The sequence below is a fragment of the Stappia sp. ES.058 genome, from assembly GCF_900105595.1.
Lineage (GTDB): Bacteria > Pseudomonadota > Alphaproteobacteria > Rhizobiales > Stappiaceae > Stappia.
This window is the reverse complement of the sequence record NZ_LT629784.1, coordinates 3,563,268-3,590,185: the sequence shown is the minus strand read 5'-3', so window position 1 is coordinate 3,590,185 and position 26,918 is coordinate 3,563,268. Positions and strand designations below refer to the sequence as shown.

Below are 26,918 nucleotides of genomic sequence, written 5' to 3'. Positions count from 1 at the left end.
CGTGTGAGGATCCGATGTCCAGGATAATGTGCCTCTTCCGCCGCTCGATGCGGCTTGTCGCTCCTGTGATTGCAGGCAGCGCTCTTGCCGCGATGGCGTCCGCTGTCCAGGCGGAAACGACGCGGCTTGGCGGCGTTTACGATATCTCCGTTTCCGGCTTCAAGATCGCGCGCGGATCGCTTTCGCTGGTGCTGCAGAAGAATGCCTATTCGGCCAAGATCGGCATGGCGCCGGCGGGCATCGGAACGCTGTTCTCGACCGGCAAGGGCGGTGCCGAGGCATCCGGCTGGGTATCGGGGAGCGGTGTGGTTCCCGCGCGCTACAAGATGGCATCGCGCGCCGCCGACCGGGATTTCTTCGTCGATCTGGCACAAGGGTCGGGCCGGGTGCGCAAGATGCGCGTGACGCCGACCTTCAAGCCCAACCCCGAGCGGATCAAGGTGCGTTCCAAGCACAAGCGAAACGTGGTCGATCCGTTGAGCGCCATCTTGATGCCGGTGAAGGCGGCCGGGGGAAAACCCGATGCGTCGGTGTGCAAGCGCCGGCTTTCGATCTTTGACGGCTGGACGCGTTTCGATATCCAGTTGAGCTACAAGGGCATGAAGGACGTGTCCGGGCGCGGCTACGACGGCAAGGTGGTGGTGTGTTCCGCGCGCTGGATCCCGGTGGCCGGTCATCGCCCGTCACGGGCCTCGGTGAAATACATGGCCGAGAACCGCAAGATGGAAGCCTGGCTTGCGCCCATCGGGTCGGGTCGCGTGTTCGTTCCCTATCGCATTTCCATGGGAACGAAACGCGGTACGCTCGTGGTCGAGCCGCGCAAACTGGACATTTCCGGCGGACGCGACCAGGCCGCCCGCTGACGGGCGCGCGGTTTCCCGCACGCCGTTCGTGGCGTCATAGTGCAATCTGCACGTCTTGACAGGGCGGGCCGGCCTCGCCAGTGTCGCGCCGCAATCCGCGCGGGATGGATTGGTCCGTCCCGCACAGCGTCTGGACCCACTTGCAATGCACAGTTTTCTAGAGTTCGAAAAGCCCGTCGCCGACCTTCAGGGCAAGGTTCATGAATTGCGGGCCGTTGCGGCAACCGGCGAAACCGTCGAAGTGTCCGACGAGATCGAACGGCTGGAAAAAAAGGCCGAACAGGCGCTTCGCGATCTCTACTCCCGGCTTACACCCTGGCAAAAGACGCTGGTCGCGCGCCATCCCGACCGTCCGCATGCCCTGGATTACATCGCCGGGCTGATCGAGGACTTCACACCGCTCGCCGGCGACCGCAATTATGCCGAGGACGCGGCGATCATCGCCGGCATCGGCCGGTTTCGCGGTCGGTCCGTGGCCGTGCTCGGGCAGGAAAAGGGCGCCGACACACAGTCGCGCCTGACGCATAATTTCGGCATGGCGCGGCCCGAAGGGTATCGCAAGGCCGTGCGCATCATGCGGATGGCGGAACGTTTCGGCCTGCCGCTCGTCACATTCGTCGATACGGCGGGCGCCTATCCCGGTATCGGCGCGGAAGAACGCGGCCAGGCGGAAGCGATCGCACGGTCCACGGATGCAAGCCTGGGGCTTGGCGTTCCCAATGTCGCGCTTGTCATTGGCGAGGGCGGATCGGGTGGCGCGATCGCGATCGCGACGGCCAATCATGTGGCGATGCTGGAGCATGCGATCTACAGCGTGATCTCGCCGGAGGCCGGCGCCTCGATCCTGTGGCACGACAGCGCGCGGGCCCAGGATGCGGCCACCAATATGAAGATCACCGCACAGGACCTCATGCAGCTCAAGGTGATCGACGAAATCGTCGAGGAGCCGCTGGGCGGGGCGCATCGCGCGCATGAAATCGTGGTCGATCGGGCGGGCAAGGCCATCGATACGGCGCTGGCTCGCTTCGAGGGCATGGACGCCGCGGAGTTGCGCGCACAGCGGCGCAAGAAGTTTCTGACGATCGGTCGCAGCCTCTAGGCATGCGAAAGCCGCGTCAGGCGGGCGGCACTGCCGCCAAAACGCCAGAATTGTGAGTCAGCACGAGATTGCAGGGCGTGCGCGTGCTCCGTTTTTTGCGGAGTAACGGATGGTAAACGCTCTGTGACTAGCCTTTTTCATTGAATAGACCGCATTCTTGCGGGCATCGAAAGCTGAGGCAGGTAATCGGCATGGCGCAGGGCTTCGCGCGATACGGCTGGACATCTTGGAAAACCGTGGCGGCGCTGGCGCTGGCGGGAGGGCTGCTCGCCGCCTGCCAGGCGGACGAGCTTGGCTACGGGCCCAAGCACAAGCGCCCGGTCAGCGCCGAGGTCAAGCGCGAGATCACGCGCCTTGGCATGAACACCAAAAGCCCGATCATGCTGCGCATCTTCAAGCAGGAGTCCGAGCTCGAGGTCTGGAAACAGACCAAGACGGGCCGCTATGCGCTGCTGGAGACCTTCGAGATCTGCAAATGGTCGGGCAAGCTCGGGCCGAAGTTCAAGGAAGGCGACCGGCAGGCGCCCGAGGGCTTCTATGAAATCACGCCAGCCCTGATGAATCCGAATTCCAGCTATCACCTTGCCTTCAATCTCGGCTATCCGAACCGCTATGACCGGGCGTACAACCGCACCGGCTCGCACCTCATGGTGCATGGCGCCTGCTCCTCGCGCGGTTGCTACGCGATGACCGATGCCCAGGTCCAGGATATCTATGCCCTTGCGCGCGAGAGCTTCGCCGGCGGGCAGCGCTCGTTCCAGGTTCAGGCCTTCCCCTTCCACATGACCGCGGAAAACATGGCCAAGCACCGCGACAACGAACACTACGATTTCTGGAAGATGCTGAAGCGCGGGCACGATCACTTCGAAGTGACCAGGGTCCCGCCGAAGGTCGAGGTCTGCGAAAAGCAGTATGTCTTCGACGCCACGCCGCTGGTGGAGGGGGTTCCCTTCCGCGCCACAGCGAAATGTCCCGCCTATGACATTCCCGACAGCGTCGAGGTTGCCGTCAACAAGATGCAGCAGCGCGACGAGGAAAAGGTCCGGCAGATCGCGGAAGCGGAAGTCCGGGCTGAAAAGCGCAAGGCGCAGATCGCCGCGATCTTTGGCGGGGGCGATGACGATGCCGCTCCTGTCGACCCTGCCGCGGATGCTCCGGTGACGGCCACAGCCGCCACGACGGCGACCGATGCCGCGCCGGCTCCTGTCGCCGATGCGGGCGAGCCTGCCAGTCAGACCGCGTTCGCGCCGGCGCCCGAGAAGGAAGGCGGCGGGTTCTTCAGCCGGATCTTTTCCGGTGGCACAAGCGCTGAAAGCCAAACCACCGGCGCTATAGATCCCGATGCGCCGGTCCCTGCCGTCAAGCCGGACTAAAAACCCGGGTGATGATACCGGACGGGCCGTCAGGCCCAGATCGCCATTCGCAGGCCCTTCGCGTCGCGTTCGAACGCATTCGGAAATGGCGTTGCCTGTCCCTTGGCGATGCGTTCGGCGATCGCCGCGCTGCCGCAGGCGTCGATGAGGTCGTCCACGCCGGCATCTTTCGGCGGGCGCTGATCGAGGAAGGCGCGTTCGAAACCATTGGCCTCAAGAAGTGTCTTGCGTTCTTCCAGTCCGGCCGGGTTCGCCCGTGATTTCACCTTTTTCGGCAGGCTCATCGGTGCACCGCCATTGAGCCGCCAGAAGGCGAGCTCGGGGTGCACCTCGTAAACGCGGGCCTCAAGCTCCGTGGTCATCAGCGCGTCGATCTCGCGGATCTTTGGAAACAGGTAAAATGCCTGTTTCGAGACCTTCTTCGGCGGGTCGGAGGTGGCAAGCGCTGTCTCGCAGGCCTTTCGGTATTCGTCGCTGAAGACGGCGGCGCGCGAGGGCATGGAGAACACCGACGACTGTCGCATGCCGAGATGCGGACGCACGCAGCGTTCCGGTCCCCGCCCTCCGGCGCCAATCTTTTCGGGAAGTCCGATCGGCATGTCGACGGCGATTACGTCAAGCGTCTCATCGGCAAGGATGTCGCGGAAATGCGGGACGACGGCGATGGTCGGCGCGGTGTCGCCGTCAAGATCGCGGGTGACGACGATCCAGCCTTTCTTGCAACCATCGACGCCGGCAATCCGCCGGGCTGTCGCATTGCCACTCACGCGCGGATCGGGGCGACCATCACCCGCCGGCTCGAGACAAGCGCCATCGGTTGCACCAGGGCAGCTTGCTCGTAGGAGATCAGCAGGTCGCGGGCGCCGCGTTTGACCGACCGCGCGACCAATTCGAACACCGAGGCGGCGGAGCGCTTGAGCGCCGCCTCGTCCGGTTGTCCGGCCAGAAGATTGGCGGTGAACAGGGCGGCCATCAGATCCCCGGTGCCATTCGGCGCATCGGCGATAGCGCCGTGCTCGGCGGCGATGGCGGCCCTGTCGCTCACCAGGAGGTTGGAAACGGAGTTGCGCCGCATGGCCGGTGCCGAGGTGACCAGCACCCGCGCTGGGCCGAGCGACCGGGCCGCCGAGATCGCGTCCGTTTCCGTCGTGACGCTGCGCCCGGACATCCATTCCAGTTCATAAAGGTTCGGCGTCGCGATGTCGGCTTCCGGCAGCAGCGAGTCGCGCAGCGCTGTCGCCGTTTCCTCGGCAACGTAAAGACCGGCGCGGTCGCCGCTGACCGGGTCGCAGACGTAGAGCGCCTGTGGATTGTCCTTGCGCACGGCCGCGACCAGCCGGGCGATGTTGCCGGCCTGGGCGGCGCTGCCGAGATAGCCGGAGACCACGGCGCCGATGTTGGAAAGCGTGTCCGCGCCGATCAGGTCGTCGACGAGGGCGGAAAAGGTGACGTCGTCGGCGACATGACGCTCTCCGCGCCCCTGCCCCGGGTGCCACGGCAGCAGCACGGTCGGCAGGAACCAGACCCGGTGGCCGAGACGCTCCAGTGCGAAGCTTGCGATTCGTCCGCCAACGGCGCCGCGAACGACCTGGGAATTGACGACGAGAATATCCGCCCGGGCGGATTGCGGTGCGGATGCGGTCATTCCGCGGCGGACCGGGCGTCGCCGCCGAAACGCGTCTCGATGTAGTCGTCGACCATCTTCTTGAAATCGTCGGCGATGTTTTGGCCGCGCAAGGTCGTGACCTTCTTGCCGTCGACGAAGACGGGTGCGGCGGGCGTTTCGCCGGTGCCGGGCAGCGAGATGCCGATGTCGGCGAACTTGCTCTCGCCCGGTCCGTTGACGATACAGCCCATCACCGCGACATTGAGCGTCTCGACGCCGGGATACTTCTCCCGCCACACAGGCATGGAGACACGCAGGTTGTCCTGAATGTCCTGGGCCAGCTCCTGGAACACCGTGGAGGTGGTGCGCCCGCAGCCCGGACAGGCGGCAACGATCGGCACGAAGGAGCGAAAGCCCATCACCTGGAGGAGTTCCTGTGCCACCTGCACCTCGCGGGTGCGGTCGCCGCCGGGTTCCGGCGTCAGCGACACGCGGATCGTGTCGCCGATGCCCTGTTGCAGCAGGATGCCCATGGAGGCAGCCGAAGCGACGATGCCCTTGGTGCCCATGCCGGCCTCGGTGAGGCCGAGGTGCAATGCGTAGTCGCAGCGTGCCGCCAGATCGGCGTAGACCGAGATCAGGTCCTGGACCTGGCTGACCTTGGCCGACAGGATGATCTTGTCGCGCCCCATGCCGAGGTCCTCGGCGCGCTCCGCCGAGAGAAGACCCGAGCGAATGATCGCCTCGCGCATCACCGCGTCGGCGGGCGCGGGTGCGTCGAGCTTCGCGTTTTCATCCATCAGGTGGGTCAGGAGTTCCTGGTCGAGCGAGCCCCAGTTGACGCCGATGCGTACCGGCTTGTCGTATCTCAGCGCGATGTCGATGATGTCGGAAAACTGGCGGTCGCGCTTGTCCTTGAAGCCGACATTGCCGGGATTGATGCGGTATTTGGCAAGCGTTTCGGCGCAGGCAGGATGATCGGCCAGCAACTTGTGGCCGATGTAATGAAAATCGCCGACCAGCGGTACGTGGCAGCCGATGCGGTCGAGCCGCTCGCGGATCCGCGGAACGGCGGCCGCCGCCTCGTCGCGGTCGACGGTGATGCGCACGATTTCAGAGCCCGCCTCCGCCAGCGCGGAGACCTGGGCGACGGTGCCGTCGATGTCGGCCGTGTCGGTGTTGGTCATCGACTGGACGACGACGGGCGCGCCGCCGCCGACCGTGACGGAGCCGACCTTGACGGGAACCGAGACCCGGCGCGGCGCCGGTCCGCTGCGTTCGCTGTGGCTGTGGAGATCGCTTTTCATGGGGTCAATCCAGTCATGGCGTTCGATCCGTCCAGAGGGCCATTCGGCCGCTGCGCCCGCGCGAAACCCTCACGGATCTTAGGTGCAGACTAACGCCGTTTGAATAGGGCGCGCCACCCTTGTGCGCAAGGGGCGCGCGCCACGCCTTGACCCGGACTGTGCAAACCCGCATCTGAAAGGAAACGGGGAGACAGGCATGCTTCTGGTGGTTCTGAGCCGCACGCTCGATCTGGCGCGCAAGCGTCTTGCGACGCTGTTCGCGTCTGGCTGGGGCTACATGCTCCTTCTCGTCTTGCTGAACGTGGCGATCAGTTCCGCGCTGATGCCGGCGGAGGGCTTCACCACCGGGTCCTACATGATGGAGCCCATCGTCGAAGGAACCGAGACCGCCGAGCGGGAAGCCGCGCTGCGGCTGCTGGCCGTGATTGCCAATCTGCTTGCCGGCTTTTCCATCGGGGTCGCCTATCTGCGGCGCATTTTGCTGGGCAGGCGCGAATTTCCGCTCGCCTTCGGCGCGCGGAATTTTCGTGTCGCCTGGAAACTCGCGGTTCTTGCACTGTTCGGCGTGCTGATCCTGCTTCCGCTCGTATTGATCGCGGGTGTGCTTGTGCCGCTGCTGGGGCCGTTCGGCATCTTCGCGCTCGTTGCCGCGCCCTTCGTGGCGCTGATGCTGGTGCAGCGCATCTCGCTGGTGCTGCCGGCGGCCGCCCTCGACGACGACATGACGTTCAAGGAGTCCTGGGCGCTGACACGGGGCATCGGCTGGGCGCTGGCCGTTGCCGCGCTTGTGATCACGCTGCTTGCCGGCCTTGGCGTCTGGATCTGGTCGCTGGTGCTCATGGTGCTTGGCGCGCTGGTCAGCGACATGGGCGCGCTCGCGCAAGTGCGCTCCGCGCTGTTTCCCATGGGGGCGATGGTGATCGTCACCTGGCTCTTCGCCAGCCTGCATACGACGGCTTACGCACTGGCGCGCGAGCGCTTCGCGGCGCAAGCCGGGCTGAAGGCGGCGGAACTGGCCGAGGCTGAAGTGCGCCGCCGCAAGGCGACGCGCGAAACGGCGGCGCGCGCGGTGGATGCCGTGCGCGGTCTCTCGGACAAGCGGCGCGGCTGACGACCCGCGCCGGCACAGGAGCGACATCCATTGTTTTCGCGGTGGAACGCTTGCCGATGCGCGCAAGGGTTGGGATAGTGCAACCCGGTTTCAACCGGTTCGCGGGTGCTGGCCTGCGCAAGAGGCGTTTACGTTTTCGTTTTTGGGGGATGCATGATTTCCAAGACGACCGGCCGGCTTTTCTTCGGCGCGTTCAAGGCGCTCTTCGCCAATTTCGAGACCTTCCTGAAGATCTGCTGGGCCTGGTTCGCGATCTTTCTGGTCGCTCAGATGGCCGTGAGCGGCCTTGCGCCTCAGGATCCGCAAACGGTCAGTGCGGGCCATCTGGTCGTTTCGCTCGCCTTCGCGGTCGTCTATGTGATCGGGAACGCCTCCATTGCCGTCGCCTGGCACCGCTGTCTGCTGATGGAGGAGCGGCCGGGCTGGCTGCATCTCGCCGTCGGCGGTCGCGAGCTGCGCTATGCCGGCAAATTCGTGCAGATCATTCTGATGGTGATGGCCATGGTGATCCCGATCATCACGACGCTTGTGTTGCTGACAGCCGGCATGATCGGAATAGTGCTCGCCGTTGCCGCAATGGTCTTCTTCATTCTGCCGATGGTATTGCGTTTCAGCCTTGTCCTTCCCGCCGTCGCGCTGGACGAACCGCTGGGCTTTGGCGAAGCGTTCAGCGACAGCGAGGGGCTCGGATTGCCGATGTCCTTCGCGGCGGTCGGCCTTTCGCTTGTGATCGTCGGTGGAACCTTCGTCGTCGGTCTGCTCGCGGTCGGTGCGGGCGGGGCGAGCCTCTTCGCCGGTGTCGCGGTGTTCATTCTCACCCTTGCGTTGCAGATCTCCGCAACGGCGCTGCAGGTCAGCATCCTCACCGGCGGCTATTACATTATGCGCGAACGTCAGATGCCGTCCGGCGGCGGGCCGGGGACGCCCCAGGTGCCGGAGAGTTGAGCCGCCGAAACGGCCGGGAAATCCTTGTCGCGGCGTCTTGTCGCGAGATCGCTCGCGGCCCATGTTGCGGTGCGATAGAAACTCATGTTCTATGAGCGCCGGCGTGCCGCCGGACTGGTCGGGCGGCCATGGCGACGAAGGGAATTTTCATGCTCAGTTCCAAGACGGCTCTTGTCACCGGCTCCACCTCCGGCATCGGCCTTGCGATTGCCCAGACGTTTGCGAAGAACGGCGCCAATGTCGTGATCAACGGCTTCGGCGATGCCGAGGCGATCGAGCGCGAGCGGGCGGGCATCGAAAAGGACCACGGCGTCAAATGCGTCTATTCCGGCGCCGACATGACCAAGCCTGACGAGATCGCCGCGATGATGGGGCAGGCGGCAGACACCTTCGGCGCGGTCGACATTTTGGTGAACAACGCCGGCATCCAGTATGTCTCCAAGATCGAGGAATTCCCGGCCGAGAAATGGGACGCGATCATCGCGATCAACCTCTCCTCCGCCTTCCACACGATCCGTGCCGCCGTTCCCGGCATGAAGGAAAAGGGCTGGGGCCGGATCATCAACACGGCCTCGGCCCATGCGCTGGTCGCCTCGCCCTTCAAGAGCGCCTATGTCGCGGCCAAGCACGGCATCGCCGGCCTGACCAAGACGGTCGCGCTGGAAGTGGCGCAATCCGGCATCACCGCGAATGCGATCTGCCCGGGCTATGTCTGGACGCCGCTGGTGAAGAGCCAGATCCCCGACACGATGAAGGCGCGCGGGCTCACGGAAGAACAGGTGAAGCGCGACGTTTTGCTGGCGGCGCAGCCGACCAAGGAGTTCGTGACCGTGGATCAGGTCGCCTCGATGGCTCTGTATCTGACGTCGGACGCCGCCTCCTGCATCACCGGTTCGCTGCAACAGATGGACGGCGGCTGGACCGCGCAGTAGCGGGTGACCGGGCGGGTTGCCGTCGAACGATCCTCGCATCAAAAGGCGCGTCATGACCAAGGGACCCAAGTCCATCAATCTGGCGCTTCAGGGGGGCGGCGCGCATGGCGCCTTCACCTGGGGCGCGCTCGACTGGCTGCTGGAGAGCGAGAATTTCGTCATCGAGGGGGTGAGCGGCACCTCCGCCGGCGCGATGAACGCGGTCGTTCTGGCGGATGGCCTGCACAAGGGCGGACGCGAGGGCGCGCGCGAGGCGCTGCACCGCTTCTGGAAGGCGGTCAGCGATCAGGCCTGGCTCAGCCCGATCAAGCGCACGCCGATCGACATGATCATGGGGGAATGGAGCCTCGACATGTCGCCGAGCTTCATCGCCTTCGATCTCGCCTCGCGGTTTTCCTCGCCTTATGAGTTCAACCCGCTCAACATCAATCCCTTGCGCGATGTCGTGGAGCAGACCGTTGATTTCGAGGCGGTGCGTGCCTGCGACAGCATTCGGCTTTTCGTCGCCGCAACCAATGTTCATTCGGGCAAGATCCGCGTCTTTTCCGCCGAGGAGATCGGTCTCGATGCCGTGATGGCGTCGGCCTGCCTGCCGCACCTTTTCCAGGCGGTGGAAATCGACGGGGTTCCCTATTGGGATGGCGGCTACATGGGCAATCCGCCGCTGTTTCCGCTGTTCGGCGAAACGGGTACATCCGACACGGTGCTGATCCAGATCAATCCGGTCGAACGGGCCGAGACGCCGAAGAGCGCGCGCGAGATTCTCAACCGGCTGAACGAGATCACCTTCAATTCCACGCTTCTGCGCGAGATGCGGGCGATCGAGTTCGTCACCCGGCTGATCGAGGATGGAAAACTCGACCGCAAGGACTACAAGAAGGTGCATATGCACCGCATTTCCGCCGAAGGGCTGAAACCGCTTCAGTCCTCGTCCAAGGTCAATGCCGAATGGCGCTTCCTGAAGCATCTGCACGACATCGGTCGCCGGGCCGCGCAACACTGGGAAGCGGAGAACTTCGACGCCATCGGCAATCGGTCCAGCATCGACCTGCGGGCGGAGTTCTTCTGAGCGGACCGCGTTTTCCGCCGGCAGCGCGGGCACGCTTGCGACAATGAGGAGACGCGTGCGATTCGCGGCGTCGCGTTTTTCGTGGACGCTTGTTCCCGGGGGAGGCCTTCCGGACGCCTGCGCCGTTAACCTCCCCTTTACCGTATTCCCTCCTGCATTGCGAAATGCACTGCAGGAAGGGTTAGCAAACCCCTAACGGCTTCAATATCTTGTGGTGGGTGTCGGAACGCGCGCCGCATCTTGAAACGACAGCGTGCCAACCATTTGGCAAGGGTTTTACCGCATGATTGGCACGCTGATAGTCAGGTAGTGCGTCGTCAGCATTTGGCGGACGAGGGAAGGTGGCAAATGCGACCCCGCTATCTTCCTTCGTCCCGCCGGCTTCTCAAGCCACCGGCCCCGACGAGACCGGCAGAGCCGATCCGCGAAGCCTGACAGCCTGCGCCGACACGCTTTGCGTCGGCGGCACCATTCACCCGCACATTAGGCTTTGCAAGCCTTGCGTCAATCCGCCGTGCGGGTCGTTGGCCTGTAAAGGTTACCGGGTAATAACGATTCGCGCATTGCGTTTGCCGTTCTGCTTGATCAGCGAAAACAGCCGTCGCGCGTTGTCCGGATGAAGGCGCACGCAGCCGTGCGATGCCGGGCGCCCCAGGCTCTTGATCGCCGTCGTGCCGTGGATGGCATAGCCTCCGTGGAAGAAGACCGAATGCGGCATCGGCGAATTGTGGTACTTGCGCGAAAAATAGCGGGCATGCATGCGCCCGGGCCGGAACGTTCCCACCGGCGTGCGATATCCGCGCCGGGCCGTCGACACCCGCCAGGTCGCCGTGTGGCGCCCGTTCAGATAGACCTTCATGCGTTGTTCGGACAGGTCGATGCGCGCAACCAGGCTTGAGGCACGGGCGTCCGCGCCCGCCAGGCCCATCGCGAAGACAATCAGCAAGGGTCCTGTCATCGCCAGCAAACGGCGACGCAATTTGTTGAATGTGATCATGGCGAAGGCCTCCCGAGCCAGCCGTCGCGCCTGCACCAGGCGTATGGACCAGAGTATATCCGCAATTTTGCCGCTTCAAACCGAAACGATTCGCACGGGCGTCACCGCGAAAGAGGATGGTCGCGCTTTCGGGCGTGTCTGTCGTTGCGCGACGAGATGCGCGTGCGCCCTGTACCTCCCGGTGCGGGCCGGCCGACAGCCTGTGTGTGCCGGAAGCGACGCGCGGCGGCAGGGCAACGTGTTGGCAAGTCCTTGCCCTTACAATCGCCTGTGTTTGCACCCAGATTAGAGACCACCCCTAGGGGAAGAACACCATCTGGAGAGGATCCCATGAGACGCGCATTTTCTGTCACGCATGTTGTTTCGGCCATCGTCGGTCTCTCGCTGGGCGCCGGTCTGCCGATGGGGCTCGCCGCGTCCGCGCAAACCGCGATGGAACGCCTCAAGGACACCGGCAGTTGCCCGGGGTGCGACTTGCGGCTGGCGGAACTGCGCGGGATTTCCATCGACAAGGCGGACCTGTCCGATGCGGTCCTGCGCGAGGCCGACCTCAAGGAGGCGTCGCTGGTAGAGGCAAACCTGAGCGGTGCGGATCTTCGCCGCGCGGAGGTGGAGCGGGCCGACCTCACAGGCGCCAATATGACAGGGGCGTCGATGCGCGGTGTCGATCTGGAAAAGGCAAACCTCTCCGCCGCGCGTATCGACGATGCCGATCTGCGCGATGCCGACATGTCCGATTCCGATCTGACCGGGGCGAGCCTTGTGGATACGGACCTCAGGTTCGCGCTTCTGGTGCGCGTGAGTGCCGATGGCGCGTCGTTTCGCGGGGCGAAGATGGAAGGCATCAATCTGGAACGGGCAGACCTCGCCGGTACCGATTTTTCCGACACGCGGTTGAAATACGCCGACTTCGACCGGATCGAGGCGAAAGGAGCGAATTTCCGCAATGCGGATCTGACGGGGGCGCATTTTTCCAGCGCAGATCTGACAGGCGCGGATCTGACCGGCGCGCAGCTTGCGGGAACGCTGTTTCGCCGGACGCGGCTGGTCGGTGCCGATCTCACCGGTGCGCGCGGGCTGGACAAGGCGCGCATGATCGGTGCCTGCGGCGATGCCAGCACCAGGTTGCCGGACGGTCTGGTCATCGAGGTCTGCAACGACCTGCGAAACTGACCCGCCGCACCCCGGCCGGAATGACGCCAGACAGGAAAAAACCGCCATCCGGTTTTGCCGGAGGCGGTTTTTGTCTTGCGTTATGTCGGAGCCTGGGTCGATCAGTCGAACAGATCGAAGGCGAAGCGATAGGTCACGCCGGCGCCGATCGAGAACTGGTCCTGATTGCCGCCGCGCACGATCGGGCTGTTCTTGGCGTCGCCGACGAAGCGGTCCCAGCCGGCCTGGAGGTGCAAGGCCGTGGTGTCCGTGACGGCATAGCTTGCCCGGCCGAGGATGCCGACCGACTTGAAGCCGCCACCGGCATTATAGGCTGTCAGCACGCCGCCCGATGCGGCCGCTTCGGCGGCGGTCACGCCGAAATAGGTGTCCATGTAGTCGCCGGAGGCGAAATCGGCGCGCGGACCGATGCTGAGCTGCAGCCGCTCCATCGGATTGAAGATCACGTCCGCGCCGACCTGGCCGACCTGGCCGTTGTGGCCGTTGATGCCCTGCCGCAGCTCGACGAAAGCGCGGAACCAGTCGTAGCGAAAGCCGGCGCCGAGGCCGAGTTCCAGCGCCCAGTCGACGGTGCGCGTGCCGGTCAACGACGCGCTGTCGGAGGCGTTGCGTTCGCCGACGAAATTGAACGAGGGAAAAAAGAAGACGCCGCGCGTCTTGGTCTCGCCATCCGCGACCTGACCGAAGCCCGGCAGATAGAACCGGCCGACGGAAACGATCGGCATCGGCATGACCAGAAGCTTGTCCGCGCCCTCGTATTTCGGCTTGGCCAGCGCGCCGACACCCAGGTCGATCACATATTGTTTCTGCGGCACCGGCAGATCGTCCGGCGGGGCAAGCCCGTCCTGCGCGCCGGCGGGCGCTGCGAGCGCCAGCGTCGCGACGCTGGCAAGAACGGTCAGAAGCTTGAAATTGCGCATGATGGGAAGGCCCGCTCCGGCAGACTGAATTGATTTCGACGGTTATACGCTGTTTCGTGGCCAAAGACCCTAACGCTCAGGCGATTTGCCGGAAGTGTTGCACTTGTGCACCGCGGCGCGTCACAGGTCTTTCGTCAGCCGCAGCGCCTCGTAGATTGCGGCGTGGATGTTGCGCGATGCGACCGCGTCGCCGATGCGCGCCAGGACGAATTCGCCGTCCGGATTGCGGTCGGGAAAGGGCGGATCGCCCCGTGCCGCGATCACCCTGGACCAGTCGATGGCGCCCAGGTTTCGGGAGGCCGGCTTGAGGTCCAGATACAGTTCGTCCAGCGGCAGCGTGCCGTGTTCGACGACGACCTGGTCCACCCGGCGGAGATGCGTTTGCGGCGAATAGTCGGAGCCGAGCGTTGCCACCAACTCGTTGCCCTCGCGGGCGATCCCGGACAATCGCGTGTTGATGGTGATCCGCACGTCTCTTTCCTGAAAGAGCCTGGCGTAGGGCACGTGGTTGAGCCCGCCCATTTCCGGCGCGAAGAACCGCTCCGGCGTGACGACCTCCACCTCGCACCCTGCGATTGCCGCGACTTCGGCGGCCTGCATGCCCGGATGGCCGCCGTTGTCGTCAAAGACGAGCACGCGCCTGGCCGGCTTGACGTCGCCCGAGACGATGTCCCAGGAGGACACCGCAAGCTCCGCGCCGAAGTCGAGCGCGCCGGTGTCGGGCAGGCCGCCGGTGGCGACCAGGACCACGTCGGGGGAAAGCGCCAGAACGTCGGCAGCCTCCGCCCAGGTGTTGAAGCGAAAGCGCACACCGGCGGCTTCGCAGGCCGCGAGCCGCCAGTCGACGATGCCGATCAGTTCGCGCCGGCGCGGGCTTTGGGCGGCGAGGCGAACCTGTCCACCCGCGTGGGGCGCGGCCTCCAGAACCGTCACACGGTGGCCGCGCTCGGCCGCGACGCGGGCCGCTTCCAGCCCGGCCGGCCCGGCGCCGACGACGACCACGCGCTTCGAGGGGCCGGTGCTGCGGGCGATGACGTGCGGCATCGTCGCCTCGCGGCCCGTCGCCGCGTTGTGGACGCACAGCGCTTCATGGCCCTCGTAGATGCGGTCGAGGCAATAGGTGGCGCCGACGCAGGGGCGGATCTCGTGCTCGCGTCCCTCGGCGACCTTTCGTGCGATATGCGGATCGGCGATATGGGCGCGCGTCATGCCGACCATGTCGAGCTTGCCTTGCGCGATGGCGTGGCGCGCGGTGGCCACATCCGCAATGCGGGCGGCATGGAAGACCGGGAACTTCGTCGCGGCGCGCACCTCTCCGGCGAAATCGAGATGCGGCGCGGAGGCCATGCCCTGGATCGGGATGACGTTCGCGAGTGCCGCATCGGTGTCGATGTGGCCGCGAATGAGGTTGAGGAAGTCGATCCGGCCGTCTGCGACAAGGCGCCGTGCGATCTCCACGCCCTCGGCGCGTGTCAGCCCCTTGTCCCAGTCCTCGTCTGCGACCATGCGGATCCCCACGATGAAGTCGGGTCCGATCCGGTTACGGATCGCGGCGAGCACGGCGCGCGTGAAGCGCAGCCGGTTGTCGAGCGACCCATTGTGGTGGTCCTCCCGGTGGTTGGTGCCCGGCGACCAGAAGCCGTCGAGCAGATGGCCGTAGGCCTCGATCTCGATGCCGTCGAGGCCGGCCGCCTGCATGCGCTCCGCCGCATCGGCATAGTCGGCGAGAATGCGGTCGAGATCCCAGTCCTCCGCCTCCTTGGGAAAGGCGCGGTGCGCCGGCTCGCGGATCGGCGAGGCGGCGAGCACCGGCAGCCAGTCGGCCTTGTTCCACCCGGTGCGCCGGCCGAGGTGGGTGAGCTGGATCATCACCGCCGCGCCATGGGTGTGGCAGTCGTCGGCGAGTTTCTTCAGCCAGGGCACGATCTCGTCGCGATAGGCATGGAGATTGCCGAAGGCGGCCGGACTGTCCGGCGAGACCACCGCCGAGCCAGCCGTCATCGTCAGCGCGATGCCGCCCTTGGCCCGTTCGACGTGATAGAGGCGGTAGCGGTCCTTCGGCAGACCGTCCTGCGAATAGGCCGGTTCATGCGCGCTCGACATCAGCCTGTTGCGCAGTTCCAGGTGCTTGAGCCGGAAGGGCTGCAGCAGCGGATCCTTCGACGTCATGGCGTCCCCCTCGCCTCTTGTCAGTACCACGCATCCTCCATCGCGGCCTTCCGGCGCGCAATGAAATCCAGGAGTTCCGTCTCCACGGCCTGATCCAGAGGCGGCGCCTGATAGTCGGCCAGCATCGTTTTCCAGCGGGCGTTGGCGCGGGTGGCCGCGTCCTTGCCGCCGGCTTCCTGCCAGGTTTCGAATGGGTCGTTGTCGGCCAGCTCGCTGTCCCAGAAGCAGGTCTCGTAGTTCGCCATCGTATGGGCGCAGCCGAAGAAGTGGTTGCCCGGCCCGACTTCCGAAAAGGCATCGAGCGCCAATGAATTGTCGTCGACGGCAACGCCGGCGAGATAGCTGTGCAGCGCGCCGCACTGGTCGACGTCGAGGACGAATTTCTCGTAGCTCATCGACAGCAGGCCATCTAGGAAGCCGGCCGAATGCAGCAGGAAATTCGCACCGCTTTGCACCGCCGAGAGCATCGACGTGGCGCTTTCCTGCATGGCCTGGGCATCGGGCAGCTTGGAGGTGGTGAAGGAGCCGGCGCAACGCAGCGGCAGGTTGAGCCGGCGTGCCAGCTGGCCGACGACGAGCGAGCCGGCGGCCGGTTCCGGCGTGCCGAAGGTGGGCGAGCCGGAGCGCAGCGCCATGGAGGAGAGAAAATTGCCGAAGATCACCGGCGCGCCGGGCCGTACCAACTGGGTGAGCGCGCAGCCGACCATGGTTTCGGCAAGCGCCTGCGCGATGGCGCCGGCGGTCGTGACCGGTCCCATCGCGCCGCCCAGGATGAAGGGCACGATCACCGAACCCTGGTTGGCGGCGGCATAGGCGCGGATCGCGCCGGTCATCGTGCCGTCCCAGACGAGCGGGGAGTTGACGTTGACGTTGCCCATGATCACGCAGTCGCGGTTGACCTTCTCGGCGCCGAACAGGATGCGGCACATCTCGATGTTGTCTTCGGCGCGTTCCGGCGCTGTGATCGAGCCCAGGAACGCCTTGTCGGAACAGCGCATATGCGCAAGCACCATGTCGAGATGGCGCTTGTTGACCGGCACGTCGGTCGGTTCGCAGACCGTGCCGCCGGAATGATGCAGCCAGGGCGCCATCCAGGCGAGCTTCACGAAGTTCTCGAAATCTTCCAGCGTGCCGTAGCGCCGACCCCGGTCGAGGTCCATCACGAAGGGCGAGCCATAGGCGGGCGCAAACGCCATGTGCGGCCCGCCGATCCGCACCGAGCGCGCGGGATTGCGCGCATGCTGGACGAATTCCGCCGGCGCGGTCTTCAGGATCTCGCGCAGCATGCCGGGTTCGAAGGTGCAGGTGATGCCCTCCCCGCCGGCACCGGCTTCGCGAAACAGCCTCACCGCCACGTCGTCGCCGCGAAACTCGACGCCGATCTCGGCCAGGATCCTGTCCGCTGCCGCCTCTATGCGGCAAAGCCGTTCCTCGTCGAGGATCTCGTAGGGCGGGATTGCACGCGTGACATAGGCCGGGCCGCCAAGTTTGGCGGCCGCGCGCCGGTCGCGGCGGCGATCCCGCGCACCGCGTCGGGGCCGTGCGGTCTCCGTGGTGTCCCGAGTGCCCTGCGGCGGCGAAACCTCTGCGACAGCCATGGTGCGTTTCCCCTGTCTGCTGTTTCCAGACAAAAGCCTAGCTGTCGTAAAACCTCTCGTGATGCTGGAAAAATCTCATGCGTGGGATAAGCTCACCTAATGGAAAGCCTGCGCCACATGCTGCCTTCCGCCAGCGCGCTGATCGCCTTCGAGGCGGCGGGCCGCCACGGCAGTTTCACGCGCGCCGGCGAAGAGCTTGGCATGAGCCAGGCGGCGGTCAGTCTTGCGGTGAAGGGGCTCGAGGAGACGCTTCGCGTGCGCCTGTTCCACCGCCGGCATCGTCGCGTGGTGTTGACGGAGGCGGGCGCGCGGTTTCACGCCGATGTCGCCCTCGGGCTTGGCACGATCCGCAAGTCGGCGGAGGAACTCAGGGCGCTGGGGACCGAACAGCATGTGACGCTCTCCGCCTCGACCGCTTTCGCCAGTTTCTGGATGCTGCCGCGCCTGGCGCAATTTCGCCAGGACCTGCCGGAGATCGACCTGCGCATCCAGACCTCCGACCGCGATCTGGATATCGCAGCCGAAGACATTCCGCTCGGGGTACGCTCCGGCGTTATTGGCGGGTTTTTTGCCTATAACGCGGAGGTCCTCGCACCGGAGCGGATCCAGCCGGTCGCCAGTCCCGCCTATGTGCACGCGCAGGGCCTGCCGGAGAGCGCGTCGGCGCTTGCCCGCCACCGGCTCATCCATCTGGAGGAACCCTATCGCCCCTGCACGGACTGGGGCGACTGGTTTGCAAGCGTCGGCCTGCCGCGGCCGTCGCGGGCCAGCGGGCTTTTGATCAACGACTATGTGCTTGTCGTGCAGGCGGTGATGGGCGGGCAGGGGATCGCGCTCGGATGGACCCATCTGACCGACCGTCTGGTGGAAAGCGGGCTTCTGGTCGCGGTCGACGACCACGTGCTGGAAACGGCAACCCCGTTCCAGCTGGTGTGGCCGCGCGACCGCGTCCTGACGCCATCGGCCGAGCAGGTCCGCGACTGGCTTTTGGACCAGCGCGACACCTGAGGGATGTGATTTCGCGCGGACTCAGGCGGGGCGGGTGCCGAGCGCCAGCTTGGTCATGCCCGGGATCAGCGGCTCGACGCTGACGTTTTCAAATCCGGCGGTCGTCATCTGCTTTTCCAGCCAGTCGTCGGCGATGGAGCGTGCTTCGGGGGTGAACGCCGTGTGCTGCAACTGCCAAAGAGCGGTGTTCTTGGGACCTGCGCGGTCGCTGTCGACGACGAAGTCATGCACCATCAACTGACCGCCCGGCGCGAGATGATCGAAGGCGCGCTCGATCAGGCCGGTGTGCGCATGATCGGGCACGCCGGAGAGCAGATAGGACATCAGGATCGCATCCTGCTCGCGCGGCCATTCGGTTTCCAGCGCGTTGCCATCGCGGTAGGCGATGCGCTCCGAAAGTCCGGCCTTGTCGACGAAAGAACGGCCAAGCTTTGCGACATTGGGAAACTCGACGACGGTCGCCGACAACTCCGGGAAATTCTGGCACAGCGTGATGGCGAAGGCGCCGGTGCCGCCGCCGACGTCGAGCAGTGTGCGGGCGCTCGACAGATCGACGCGGCGGGCAAGCCCGAGGGCCGGACCGAGCGAGCCGGCGTGCTGGCTTTCGGAATAAAGCCGTGCCTGCTCCGGATCGGAAAACCAGTCGGCATAGGAGGCGGTGGCATCGTCCGGCAGATCGCCCGACAGCGCAGGTTCGATCTGGTCCATCAGTGGATACATCTGCTGGCCGACCTGGAGGCGCAGATAATCGCCGAAGTCATACTTCGCGCCCTTGACCAGAAAGCGTTCGGCGGCGGGCGAATTGCGATAGATCCCGTCGTCCTGCTCGACCAGGCCGAGTGCGGTCAGCGCCGTCAGCAGCGTGCGGCAGCGTTCCCCCGGTAGGCCGGTCTTCGCGGCCAGGTCGTTGATCTTCGCCGGTGCCGAGGCCAGTTGCGTGAAGACACCGAAGTGAAGGGCAGCAAACAATGCTTTCGAGCCCATGTAGCCAAAAGCAATATCCGAGATTTCTTCCGCTTCCGTAAGGGTCGGCATCGGTCTGTCGTCTCCTTGTCATCATTCGCGCGCCGGCCCGAAAAGACCGGAACGGTGTTGTGATTGCGAATTTTCTGTCGTTGTCGGGAGCAGCTACGCTCCAGACTGGCACGTGGCGTGCCGGGGAAGGCTGGATGGTCTTGTTAATACGTTTCGATGAAACAATCCACCTTGCGGCAGCGCTTGCGCGTTATTCGGGCAGCCGCCGCTTTTTCGCGCAGCGTTCCCGGAACGGGTGGCAATGGCGCAAACGAAAACGCCGCCGTCGCTGGTGCGCCCGGCGGCGGGTGGCCGGCTCCGGCCGGAGACGGGTGCTTGAAGATGTGCGGTGCTAGCGGGTCGCGTTTTCGTACCAGGCGGCGAGCAGGGCGCGCTCGTCCGGTTCCATATAGGTCAGATTGGCCGGCGGCATGGCATGCGAGCGGGCCGCCTGCAGATAGATCTGATGCGCATGGACGGCGATGTCGGCGTCGCTCTCCAGGTGAACGCCCTTCGGCGCGACGACGATGCCGTCCCACACGGGTTCGGTCGCGTGGCACATGGAGCAGCGCCCCAGAACCGTGTCGCGCACGTCGGCGAATTGCGGCGCCGCGACCAGACGCGCCATCGCCGGCGTCATTGGTGTGGCCGGTGCCGTGACGCTGGCTGCGTCGCGCTCGCCGACATCCTCACCCGGAGGCGGCAGGGTGGAGAGCCAGACGACGGCGATGAAGAGGGCTGCGGTCGCGCCCCAGGTCCACCAGGGTTTGCCCTTGCCGGCGTGCATGCTGTTGAAGAAATGGCGGATCGTCACGCCCATCAGGAACACCAGCGAGGCGATGACCCAATTGTAGGGGGTCGCGAAGGCCAGCGGATAGTGGTTCGACAGCATCAGGAAAATGACGGGAAGCGTCAGGTAGTTGTTGTGAAGCGAGCGCTGCTTGGCCTGCGCGCCGAGCGCCGGATCGGGCGTCTCGCCTTTCAGCAGTGCTGCGACCACCTTCTTCTGGTTGGGAATGATGATCATGAACACATTGGCGGACATGATCGTGGCGGTGAAGACGCCGAGATGCAGGAAGGCGGCACGCCCCGTGAAGAGCTGCGTGTAGCCCCAGGCCATGGCGACCAGCACGACGTACAGGAGAAGCATCAGCCCGGTCGTGCTCTTGCCTGCGGGCGATTTGCACAGGAGGTCGTAGACGATCCATCCAAAGGCGATCGAGGCGATGGAAACGGCGATCGCCACCGGCTGCGACATCTCCAGCACGTTGGCGTCGATCAGGTAGAGGTCGGCGCCGGCGTAATAGACCACGGCCATCAGCGCGAAGCCGGAGAGCCATGTTGCGTAGCTCTCCCATTTGAACCAGGTCAGGTGCTCGGGCATTTCGGCGGGCGCCACCAGATACTTGCGGATGTGATAGAAGCCGCCGCCGTGCACCTGCCATTCCTCGCCGTGCGCGCCCTGCGGCAGGTCGGGTGCCTTGCGCAGCCCAAGGTCGAGCGCGATGAAGTAGAACGACGATCCGATCCAGGCGATGGCCGTGATCACATGGAGCCATCTCAGGGCAAAGGACAGCCAGTCCCAGGCAATCGCCATTTCCATGAAGGTCTCCGTGGTTGCGGGGCCGAAAGGTCGGCCCACCAGCGACGAGCCTGACAGATCGCCGATTTGCAAAAAAGTCCGATGACAGGCCCAGCACTATCAAAAAAATCTTGAAGATGATATCGGGATTGTCATGTCCTACGTGAACAATCTCAAGGTCTTCGTGCGGGTTGTCGAGCTTGGCAGCATGTCGGCGGCCGCGCGCGATCGCCGCGTCTCGCCGGCCGTGGTCTCCAGCCGGATCGGCGAACTGGAAAAGCATCTCGGGGTTCGGCTGTTCAACCGCACGACGCGCAAGCTGCAGCCGACGGAGCATGGCGCCATTTTCTACAAGGGGGCGGTCAAGATCCTGGACACGATCGAGGAGGCGGAGGCAGCGGTTGCCGATGTTGCGCGCAATCCGCGCGGCTCGATTTTCGTCGCCGCCCCGCTTGGCATCGGCCGGCGGCTGATCGCGCCGCTGATCCCGGAGTTCAAGGCGGCCTACCCGGAGGTCGACGTGCGGCTGCGCCTGTCGGACCGCAAGCTGGACGTCATGGGCGAGGGGCTGGACATTGCCTTCGTGCTCGGAACGCCGCCCGATTCCGCCTTGCGCATGCGGCCCGTGTTCGACTGTGCGCGGGTGCTGTGCGCGGCCCCCTCCTATCTGGCGGAACATGGCATGCCGGAGAGCGGACGCGATCTGGTCGGCGGCCACCACAAGTGCCTGCTGCTGCGCTTTCCCGGCGCCAACGAGTTTCAGTGGTCGCTCGACGAGCCTGACGGGCCGGTGCGTTACGAGATCTCGGGTCCGTTTGAATCCGACGACGGCGACGTGCTGACCGACTGGGCGCTGGCGGGCTGCGGTGTCGTCAACAAGCCGCTGTTCGAGGTGATCGAACATCTGCGCAGCGGCGCGCTCGTGGAGGTCTGTGCGGCGACCCCGCCGCCGCCGGTGCAACTCGCCTGCCTCTATCCGCACAAGCGCCTTCAGGACCCGAAAATCCGGCTCTTCATCGATTTCGTGACCCAGGGCTGCAAGGTCGCGCTGGATGCGCTTCTGGCGGAGACGGCGGATGCGGGGACACGCCGATAGGCGGCGCCAGCTTCAAGCGTGCAATCACGCCAATTCCGCTTAAATTTGATCGGAATTTTGCGAAATTAGATGCCGGAATTGATGAAACTGAACCCAATTGGCGTCGAGACGGCGATTCGGCGCGCGCGTCCGGCCGACGCGGATCCGGCCATCTATCCTCCCCGTGTCCCCGCTTGCGCGGCCGGTCTGTCCCCGGGCGCGGGTCGCTTCGCGCCGATGCATCTCTTTCAAGAAATTTTTGACAATCATGGTGATTGTTCTGGTTTACCAATAAAGCTTCGCGGTCACGCAAGGGGAGGGGCCCATGCCGGGTGAAAACGCGCAACCGAACGGCGGCCTTTCGCCGGCCTCGATGAGCCGCGAGGCCTTCGTCGCGCGCTTCGGCGGCATTTTCGAACATTCGCCCTGGATCGCGGAGCGCGCCTTTGACGCCGGTCTCGGGCCGGGCGAGAACACCGCGCGCGGTCTGCAGCAAGCTTTGGTCAGCGTCTTTCGCGCGGCAAGCGAAGACGAGCGGCTTGGCGTGTTGCGTGCTCACCCCGATCTGGCCGGAAAGCTGGCGAGCGCCAAACGGCTGACTGCGGAATCGACGGGTGAGCAGGCGGCCGCCGGTCTCGACGCGCTGACCGACGACGAGCGCGCGCGCTTCACCGCCTTGAACGACGCCTATCAGGCGCGCTTCGGCTTTCCCTTCATCCTGGCGGTGAAGGGCCGTGCCAAGCTGGACATCCTGGAAAACTTCGAGGCGCGCGCCGAGAACGACCGCGACACCGAATTCGCCACGGCCTGCGCCCAGGTCGAACGCATTGCCGGGCTTCGCCTTGCCGACATCCTGCCGGACTGACCGCTCCGGCATTTTCGTCGTGCCGGCTCACCGCCGGTGCGAGCAGGAAGGACTGACGATCATGACACTCGCCACGCCGGACGCCCGTCCGGAGTTCGCCCGAACCGACATCAACCTCGCCTCCGCCGGCCTTGGCGCGAAGGCGCTGTCGGTGACCGATGATTTTTTCGCCAGCGTGGACCGCATGCTGGCCGACGATGAGGCCGTCTTCATTGCCGACAAATACGACGACAACGGCAAATGGATGGACGGCTGGGAATCGCGCCGCCGGCGCGGCCCCGGTCACGACAGCGCCGTGGTGCGGCTGGCGGCGCGCGGCCGCATCACGGGCTTCGATGTCGACACCGCCCACTTCACCGGCAACTACCCGCCCGCCTGTCGCATAGAGGCCTGCGCCGTCGAGGGCGATCCCGACGGTTCGACCGTGTGGAGCGAGCTTGTCGGCATGGCGGCGCTGGGTCCGAGCGCGCATCACTATTTCGCCTGTGACAGCGATACCGCCTGGACGCATGTGCGGCTTCACATCCACCCCGATGGCGGCGTCGGCCGGTTCCGGGTCTATGGCCGCCCGCAGATCGACCGTGCGTCGGTCGGGTCCGGCGACGTCGATCTCGCCTCCGCGCTCAACGGTGCGCGGGTGCTGGCGTTTTCCGATGCCCACTACGGCGCCTACCACCGCCTGCTCGCGCCGGGACGCGGCGTCAACATGGGCGACGGCTGGGAGACGCGCCGGCGCCGGGAGCCCGGTAGCGACTGGATCATCATTGCCCTCGGCGCGCGCGGGCTGATCGAGCACGCCAGCATCGACACCGCGTTCTACAAGGGCAACTTCCCGGAAAGCTTTTCGCTGCAGGCGGCCGATCTCGGTGATTTCGCCAGCGATCTGAACGATGCGGTGGTCACCTCGTCGATGTTCTGGGACGAGGTTGTCGCCCGCACAAGGCTGACCGCCGATGCCGTTCACGACATCGCCTCCGGCGATGTGCGCTCACCCGAACCGGTGACGCATGTGCGCCTCAACATCTATCCGGACGGCGGCATCAGCCGTCTCCGGCTTTACGGCCGGCTCGTCTGACGAGCCGCATCGGGATCCGGCGCTGCCGCGCCGGGTCCATCCGGACAAGATCGGTCGTCCGTCTGGGAACACGGAGATGAAGAACCGGCACCGGATCAATCCAAAGCGCCAAAGCGCGCCTTCCAGAAGGAGAGAGACTTATGGCTGCCGACCATTCGATCGGGACGCCGGAACAATTGCGGGATCCGGACTACACGCCGCCGCTGGCGAAAGCCCTTCCGCTGGGCATCCAGCATGTGCTGGCCATGTTCGTCAGCAACATCACGCCGGCGATTATCGTCGCCGGGGCCGCCGGCTTCGGGTTCGGCACGCCCGGGGTCTTCGATCTCATCTACATGATCCAGATGTCGCTGCTCTTCGCCGGCATCGCGACGCTGTTCCAGACCATCGGCATGGGGCCGGTGGGCGCGCGGCTTCCGGTGGTGCAGGGCACGAGTTTCGCCTTCCTGCCGATCATGATCCCGCTCGTCGCTGGCAAGGGCGTCGACGCGATGGCCGCGCTGATGGGCGGCGTGATCATCGGCGGTCTGTTTCATGCAACGCTCGGTACGGTGATCGGCCGCATCCGCTTCGCCCTGCCGCCGCTGGTGACCGGGCTTGTCGTGCTGATGATCGGTTTGGCGTTGGTCAAGGTCGGGATCCAGTATGCCGCCGGCGGGGTTCCGGCGATGGGCAAGCCCGAATTCGGCAGCGCGCTGAACTGGTCCGTCGCGCTGGTCGTGGTGCTGGTGACGCTCGGCCTGAAGTTCTTCACCCGCGGCATGTGGTCGGTCGCAGCCGTGCTGATCGGCCTCCTTGCCGGCTATGTGCTTGCCTATGGGCTCGGCATGGTCAGCTTCGCCAATGTCGGCCGCGCGTCCTGGTTCATGATGCCCAATCCGTTTCACTTCGGCTTTGCCTTCGACTGGGCGGCGGTGATCGGCTTCGCCCTTATGGGGTTCGTCTCGGCCATCGAGACGGTGGGCGACATTTCCGGTATCGCCAAGGGCGGCGCGGGCCGCGAGGCGACCGACCGGGAAATCGTCGGCGCGACCTATGCCGACGGCCTCGGCACGGCGATGGCCGGCCTGTTCGGTGGCCTGCCCAACACATCCTTCAGCCAGAACGTCGGCCTGATCGCCATGACCGGTGTGATGAGCCGGCATGTGGTCACTTTCGGCGCGGTCTTCCTGATCGTTTGCGGGCTGGTGCCCAAGATCGGCGCCATCATTTCGACGGTGCCGATCGAGGTGCTCGGCGGCGGCGTCATCGTCATGTTCGGCATGGTCGCGGCCGCGGGCATCTCGATGCTGGCGGATGTGGCCTGGAACCGGCGCAACATGGTGATCTTCGCCGTGTCGCTGTCGGTGGGGCTGGGGCTGCAACTGGTACCGGAAGCGCTTCAGCATGTCTCGCCGACCCTGCAGATCCTGCTGACCAGCGGCCTGTTGCCGGCTGCCGGTCTCGCGATCATCCTCAATCTGGTGTTGCCGGACGAGTTGAGCGCCGATCAGACGGACGAAATCTCCGGCGGGATGAGCGGCCACGAGAAGTGATATCGCCCCACCCGCCGCGCGGGCTGACGGATTTGCGAAAAATCAATCGCAATATCTGTGGCTTGTGTGGCGGGTGAGGTGCATTTCAACGCCAACGTCGTCCGGACGAGATTGGCGCGGCGCTTGCTGACCGGCTACTGGGCCGCGTCTGTGAGCGCCGCCCGGTCGTCGGCGTGGCCGATCCAGTGGTCCAGGAAGGCATCGAGCCACGCCTTGACGGCGGGGTCGAAGACATAACGGCCGGCGAAATGGTCGCGCCTGGAACGGGCGCCCGGGAGCTCCATGCGCGGCGCCGCCCGCGTCGTCCATCGCACCATCATGTGGTAGGTCAGTTCGGGGTGGAACTGGATGCCATAGGCGGCCGGGCCATAGCGCATGGCCTGGTTGGGATAGGCGTTGCCGCGCGCCAGAAGCTCCGCGCCGGACGGCAGTTCGAAGCCCTCACGGTGCCACTGATAGACCTTGGTCGGCCAGTCCATCAGTTCATTTCCGGTCTCGGTGGGTTTGAGATCGTAGTAACCGATCTCCACCAGCCCGTCGTCATGGCTGGTGACGCGTGCGCCGAGGTTCCGCGCCATCATCTGCGCGCCAAGGCAGATCCCGAGGAAGGGCTTTTTCTCCCGCAGCGGGACATCGATCCAGTCCGTCTCGCGGTGAACGAAGGCGTCGGTGTCGTTGGCGCTCATCGGACCGCCGAAGATCACCGCTCCCTCGTGGTCGTCCAGCGTGTGCGGCAGCAGGTCACCGAAACGGGGGCGGCGGATGTCGAGGGCGAAGCCGCGCTTGATCAATTCCTGACCGACCCGGCCCGGTGTCGAGGTTTCCTGATGAAGAACGATCAGAACCTTCGGTCGGTCCTGCAACTGCCTGGGATCAATGATCATGCGCCAAGTCTATCGTGCGTTGCGGTGGTGCGTCGACCCTTCGCGAGGGGAAAGGTCGCAGTCCGCTCTATCGGGGGCTGTCGTCGTCCGTCTCCGCGTCTGAATCGCCGGCGACCTTGCGGCGCAACGCCAGCCGGTCGCGGGACGAAATGCCGAGGAGTTCGGCAACACGCCAGATGGTGTTGTCCTCGAACTCGTGAACGATGCCGTCCGCATAGACGAGCTGCCACATCATTTCCAGGATCCTGAGCCGTTCCTCGATCTCGAGACTGCGTTTCAAGACGGAGGTGAAGCCATAAAGGTCGACCGCCTCGTTGTCGCGGCGGGTCGCCGCCTTGATCAGGTCGGCGGTCATCTCGGGCGTCAGCTGGTAATGGTGCTTGAGAACGTCGTTGAGCGCGGCGCGTTCGGACTCGTCGACGACACCGTCGACGGACACGATGTGCACCAGCAGTGCCGCCGCCGCCAGACGGTGATCGTCCTCGGCAAACGTAAGCTTGTCGTCCTCGCCGGTCACGGCGTTTTTCAAAAAGCTCTTCAAGGCCTGAAACATGCGCCCTCCTTGCGCTTGCGAGCGGGCGTGGCCCATTGTGTCGTCACAGCCCAAGCCCGTGTTGCCACGCAGCATCCGAAATTGTCGCGAGAATGTCCATGCCGCCGTTCGGGCCGTTTTCGTTGCATGCCGGGAGGCCGGAAAACGCGGGCGGGGATGTTCCGC

At 65.1% G+C, this 26,918-nt stretch carries 22 protein-coding genes and 2 pseudogenes; 13 read left to right on the top strand and 11 right to left on the bottom strand.

The genetic code is table 11. From position 1 onward, the window contains the following. Positions 1 to 14 precede the first annotated feature (14 nt). From BLU32_RS16625 to BLU32_RS16615, 3 genes are all read left to right on the top strand, one after another. Positions 15 to 863: a DUF3108 domain-containing protein gene (locus BLU32_RS16625; RefSeq protein ID WP_208976907.1), complete on the top strand. Its 849-nt coding sequence runs from the start codon at positions 15 to 17 to the stop codon at positions 861 to 863. 145 nt (positions 864 to 1,008) lie between these two features. Then, positions 1,009 to 1,962, top strand: coding sequence for an acetyl-CoA carboxylase carboxyltransferase subunit alpha (locus BLU32_RS16620; RefSeq protein ID WP_093808776.1), 954 nt, complete (start codon positions 1,009 to 1,011; stop codon positions 1,960 to 1,962). A 191-nt stretch (positions 1,963 to 2,153) separates the two neighbouring features. Beyond that, complete coding sequence (locus BLU32_RS16615; protein WP_197673626.1) at positions 2,154 to 3,335, top strand: murein L,D-transpeptidase family protein; 1,182 nt, start codon at positions 2,154 to 2,156, stop codon at positions 3,333 to 3,335. Positions 3,336 to 3,364: 29 nt separating this feature from the next. Here BLU32_RS16615 and BLU32_RS16610 read toward each other — a convergent pair whose 3' ends face one another. From BLU32_RS16610 to ispG, 3 genes are read right to left on the bottom strand one after another with little or no spacing between them, the layout of a single operon-like run. Further along, entirely contained in the window at positions 3,365 to 4,102 is a 738-nt protein-coding gene (locus tag BLU32_RS16610) for a DUF429 domain-containing protein (RefSeq protein ID WP_093808774.1), read from the bottom strand. Next, positions 4,099 to 4,980, bottom strand: a complete 882-nt coding sequence (pdxY, locus tag BLU32_RS16605; RefSeq protein WP_093808772.1) for a pyridoxal kinase PdxY — start codon at positions 4,978 to 4,980, stop codon at positions 4,099 to 4,101. Before pdxY ends, BLU32_RS16610 begins: the two co-directional genes overlap by 4 nt. After that, on the bottom strand, positions 4,977 to 6,248 hold the full coding sequence (ispG, locus tag BLU32_RS16600) for a flavodoxin-dependent (E)-4-hydroxy-3-methylbut-2-enyl-diphosphate synthase (protein WP_093808770.1): 1,272 nt from the start codon (positions 6,246 to 6,248) through the stop codon (positions 4,977 to 4,979). The genes pdxY and ispG overlap by 4 nt, the downstream gene beginning before the upstream one ends. A 196-nt stretch (positions 6,249 to 6,444) precedes the next feature. Between ispG and BLU32_RS16595 the strand changes: the two genes are divergently transcribed. The 4 genes from BLU32_RS16595 to BLU32_RS16580 all read left to right on the top strand — a co-directional run bounded on the left by BLU32_RS16595 (position 6,445) and on the right by BLU32_RS16580 (position 10,305). Then, positions 6,445 to 7,359: a hypothetical protein gene (locus BLU32_RS16595; protein WP_093808768.1), complete on the top strand. Its 915-nt coding sequence runs from the start codon at positions 6,445 to 6,447 to the stop codon at positions 7,357 to 7,359. 153 nt (positions 7,360 to 7,512) lie between these two features. Then, positions 7,513 to 8,304, top strand: a complete 792-nt coding sequence (locus BLU32_RS16590; RefSeq protein ID WP_093808766.1) for a hypothetical protein — start codon at positions 7,513 to 7,515, stop codon at positions 8,302 to 8,304. A 149-nt stretch (positions 8,305 to 8,453) separates the two neighbouring features. After that, a complete protein-coding gene (locus BLU32_RS16585; RefSeq protein ID WP_093811193.1) occupies positions 8,454 to 9,236 on the top strand; it encodes a 3-hydroxybutyrate dehydrogenase in 783 nt (260 codons plus the stop codon). Positions 9,237 to 9,288: 52 nt separating this feature from the next. Beyond that, on the top strand, positions 9,289 to 10,305 hold the full coding sequence (locus tag BLU32_RS16580) for a patatin-like phospholipase family protein (protein ID WP_093808764.1): 1,017 nt from the start codon (positions 9,289 to 9,291) through the stop codon (positions 10,303 to 10,305). A 538-nt stretch (positions 10,306 to 10,843) separates the two neighbouring features. On the opposite strand, the gene BLU32_RS16575 is transcribed toward BLU32_RS16580, so the two are convergent. Further along, the gene (locus BLU32_RS16575; protein ID WP_208976906.1) at positions 10,844 to 11,302 is read right to left on the bottom strand and encodes a L,D-transpeptidase; all 459 of its coding nucleotides are present in this window, start codon (positions 11,300 to 11,302) and stop codon (positions 10,844 to 10,846) included. Between the two features lie 330 nt (positions 11,303 to 11,632). On the opposite strand from BLU32_RS16575, the gene BLU32_RS16570 reads away from it, so the two are divergent. Continuing rightward, entirely contained in the window at positions 11,633 to 12,475 is an 843-nt protein-coding gene (locus tag BLU32_RS16570; protein WP_172838584.1) for a pentapeptide repeat-containing protein, read from the top strand. A 101-nt stretch (positions 12,476 to 12,576) separates the two neighbouring features. Here BLU32_RS16570 and BLU32_RS16565 read toward each other — a convergent pair whose 3' ends face one another. The 3 genes from BLU32_RS16565 to BLU32_RS16555 form a co-directional block, all read right to left on the bottom strand. Beyond that, a complete protein-coding gene (locus BLU32_RS16565; RefSeq protein ID WP_093808760.1) occupies positions 12,577 to 13,395 on the bottom strand; it encodes a MipA/OmpV family protein in 819 nt (272 codons plus the stop codon). Between the two features lie 120 nt (positions 13,396 to 13,515). Then, entirely contained in the window at positions 13,516 to 15,564 is a 2,049-nt protein-coding gene (locus BLU32_RS16560; protein ID WP_093808758.1) for an NADH:flavin oxidoreductase, read from the bottom strand. Positions 15,565 to 15,584: 20 nt separating this feature from the next. After that, on the bottom strand, positions 15,585 to 17,162 hold the full coding sequence (locus BLU32_RS16555; protein WP_093808756.1) for a trimethylamine methyltransferase family protein: 1,578 nt from the start codon (positions 17,160 to 17,162) through the stop codon (positions 15,585 to 15,587). A gap of 99 nt (positions 17,163 to 17,261) precedes the next feature. Here BLU32_RS16555 and BLU32_RS16550 point away from each other — a divergent pair, with 99 nt between their 5' ends. Beyond that, on the top strand, positions 17,262 to 18,170 hold the full coding sequence (locus BLU32_RS16550) for a LysR substrate-binding domain-containing protein (protein WP_093808754.1): 909 nt from the start codon (positions 17,262 to 17,264) through the stop codon (positions 18,168 to 18,170). Between the two features lie 21 nt (positions 18,171 to 18,191). On the opposite strand, the gene BLU32_RS16545 is transcribed toward BLU32_RS16550, so the two are convergent. Further along, entirely contained in the window at positions 18,192 to 19,205 is a 1,014-nt protein-coding gene (locus BLU32_RS16545; RefSeq protein ID WP_093808752.1) for a methyltransferase, read from the bottom strand. Positions 19,206 to 19,883: 678 nt separating this feature from the next. Then, a pseudogene (locus BLU32_RS16540) lies at positions 19,884 to 20,787 on the bottom strand (urate hydroxylase PuuD); the annotation flags it as partial. Positions 20,788 to 20,920: 133 nt separating this feature from the next. Between BLU32_RS16540 and BLU32_RS16535 the strand changes: the two are divergent. From BLU32_RS16535 to BLU32_RS16515, 4 genes and pseudogenes are all read left to right on the top strand, one after another. After that, complete coding sequence (locus BLU32_RS16535; RefSeq protein WP_093808748.1) at positions 20,921 to 21,862, top strand: LysR family transcriptional regulator; 942 nt, start codon at positions 20,921 to 20,923, stop codon at positions 21,860 to 21,862. Between the two features lie 343 nt (positions 21,863 to 22,205). Beyond that, positions 22,206 to 22,706: pseudogene (gene uraD / locus BLU32_RS16525) on the top strand (2-oxo-4-hydroxy-4-carboxy-5-ureidoimidazoline decarboxylase); the annotation flags it as partial. A 61-nt stretch (positions 22,707 to 22,767) separates the two neighbouring features. After that, positions 22,768 to 23,781: an allantoicase gene (gene alc, locus BLU32_RS16520; protein ID WP_093808742.1), complete on the top strand. Its 1,014-nt coding sequence runs from the start codon at positions 22,768 to 22,770 to the stop codon at positions 23,779 to 23,781. Between the two features lie 140 nt (positions 23,782 to 23,921). Next, entirely contained in the window at positions 23,922 to 25,316 is a 1,395-nt protein-coding gene (locus BLU32_RS16515) for a uracil-xanthine permease family protein (protein WP_093808740.1), read from the top strand. 134 nt (positions 25,317 to 25,450) lie between these two features. On the opposite strand, the gene BLU32_RS16510 is transcribed toward BLU32_RS16515, so the two are convergent. Further along, positions 25,451 to 26,200: a glutamine amidotransferase gene (locus tag BLU32_RS16510; RefSeq protein ID WP_093808738.1), complete on the bottom strand. Its 750-nt coding sequence runs from the start codon at positions 26,198 to 26,200 to the stop codon at positions 25,451 to 25,453. Between the two features lie 67 nt (positions 26,201 to 26,267). Next, positions 26,268 to 26,753, bottom strand: a complete 486-nt coding sequence (locus tag BLU32_RS16505; protein WP_093808736.1) for a TerB family tellurite resistance protein — start codon at positions 26,751 to 26,753, stop codon at positions 26,268 to 26,270. Positions 26,754 to 26,918 lie beyond the last annotated feature (165 nt).

Coding starts and splice junctions, on each gene's coding strand:
- BLU32_RS16625 (WP_208976907.1), top strand. CDS start 15: ATGTCCAGGATAATGTGCCTCTTCCGCCGCTCGATGCGGCTTGTCGCT.
- BLU32_RS16620 (WP_093808776.1), top strand. CDS start 1,009: ATGCACAGTTTTCTAGAGTTCGAAAAGCCCGTCGCCGACCTTCAGGGC.
- BLU32_RS16615 (WP_197673626.1), top strand. CDS start 2,154: ATGGCGCAGGGCTTCGCGCGATACGGCTGGACATCTTGGAAAACCGTG.
- pdxY (WP_093808772.1), bottom strand. CDS start 4,980: ATGACCGCATCCGCACCGCAATCCGCCCGGGCGGATATTCTCGTCGTC.
- ispG (WP_093808770.1), bottom strand. CDS start 6,248: ATGAAAAGCGATCTCCACAGCCACAGCGAACGCAGCGGACCGGCGCCG.
- BLU32_RS16595 (WP_093808768.1), top strand. CDS start 6,445: ATGCTTCTGGTGGTTCTGAGCCGCACGCTCGATCTGGCGCGCAAGCGT.
- BLU32_RS16590 (WP_093808766.1), top strand. CDS start 7,513: ATGATTTCCAAGACGACCGGCCGGCTTTTCTTCGGCGCGTTCAAGGCG.
- BLU32_RS16585 (WP_093811193.1), top strand. CDS start 8,454: ATGCTCAGTTCCAAGACGGCTCTTGTCACCGGCTCCACCTCCGGCATC.
- BLU32_RS16580 (WP_093808764.1), top strand. CDS start 9,289: ATGACCAAGGGACCCAAGTCCATCAATCTGGCGCTTCAGGGGGGCGGC.
- BLU32_RS16575 (WP_208976906.1), bottom strand. CDS start 11,302: ATGATCACATTCAACAAATTGCGTCGCCGTTTGCTGGCGATGACAGGA.
- BLU32_RS16570 (WP_172838584.1), top strand. CDS start 11,633: ATGAGACGCGCATTTTCTGTCACGCATGTTGTTTCGGCCATCGTCGGT.
- BLU32_RS16565 (WP_093808760.1), bottom strand. CDS start 13,395: ATGCGCAATTTCAAGCTTCTGACCGTTCTTGCCAGCGTCGCGACGCTG.
- BLU32_RS16560 (WP_093808758.1), bottom strand. CDS start 15,564: ATGACGTCGAAGGATCCGCTGCTGCAGCCCTTCCGGCTCAAGCACCTG.
- BLU32_RS16555 (WP_093808756.1), bottom strand. CDS start 17,162: ATGGCTGTCGCAGAGGTTTCGCCGCCGCAGGGCACTCGGGACACCACG.
- BLU32_RS16550 (WP_093808754.1), top strand. CDS start 17,262: ATGGAAAGCCTGCGCCACATGCTGCCTTCCGCCAGCGCGCTGATCGCC.
- BLU32_RS16545 (WP_093808752.1), bottom strand. CDS start 19,205: ATGCCGACCCTTACGGAAGCGGAAGAAATCTCGGATATTGCTTTTGGC.
- BLU32_RS16535 (WP_093808748.1), top strand. CDS start 20,921: ATGTCCTACGTGAACAATCTCAAGGTCTTCGTGCGGGTTGTCGAGCTT.
- alc (WP_093808742.1), top strand. CDS start 22,768: ATGACACTCGCCACGCCGGACGCCCGTCCGGAGTTCGCCCGAACCGAC.
- BLU32_RS16515 (WP_093808740.1), top strand. CDS start 23,922: ATGGCTGCCGACCATTCGATCGGGACGCCGGAACAATTGCGGGATCCG.
- BLU32_RS16510 (WP_093808738.1), bottom strand. CDS start 26,200: ATGATCATTGATCCCAGGCAGTTGCAGGACCGACCGAAGGTTCTGATC.
- BLU32_RS16505 (WP_093808736.1), bottom strand. CDS start 26,753: ATGTTTCAGGCCTTGAAGAGCTTTTTGAAAAACGCCGTGACCGGCGAG.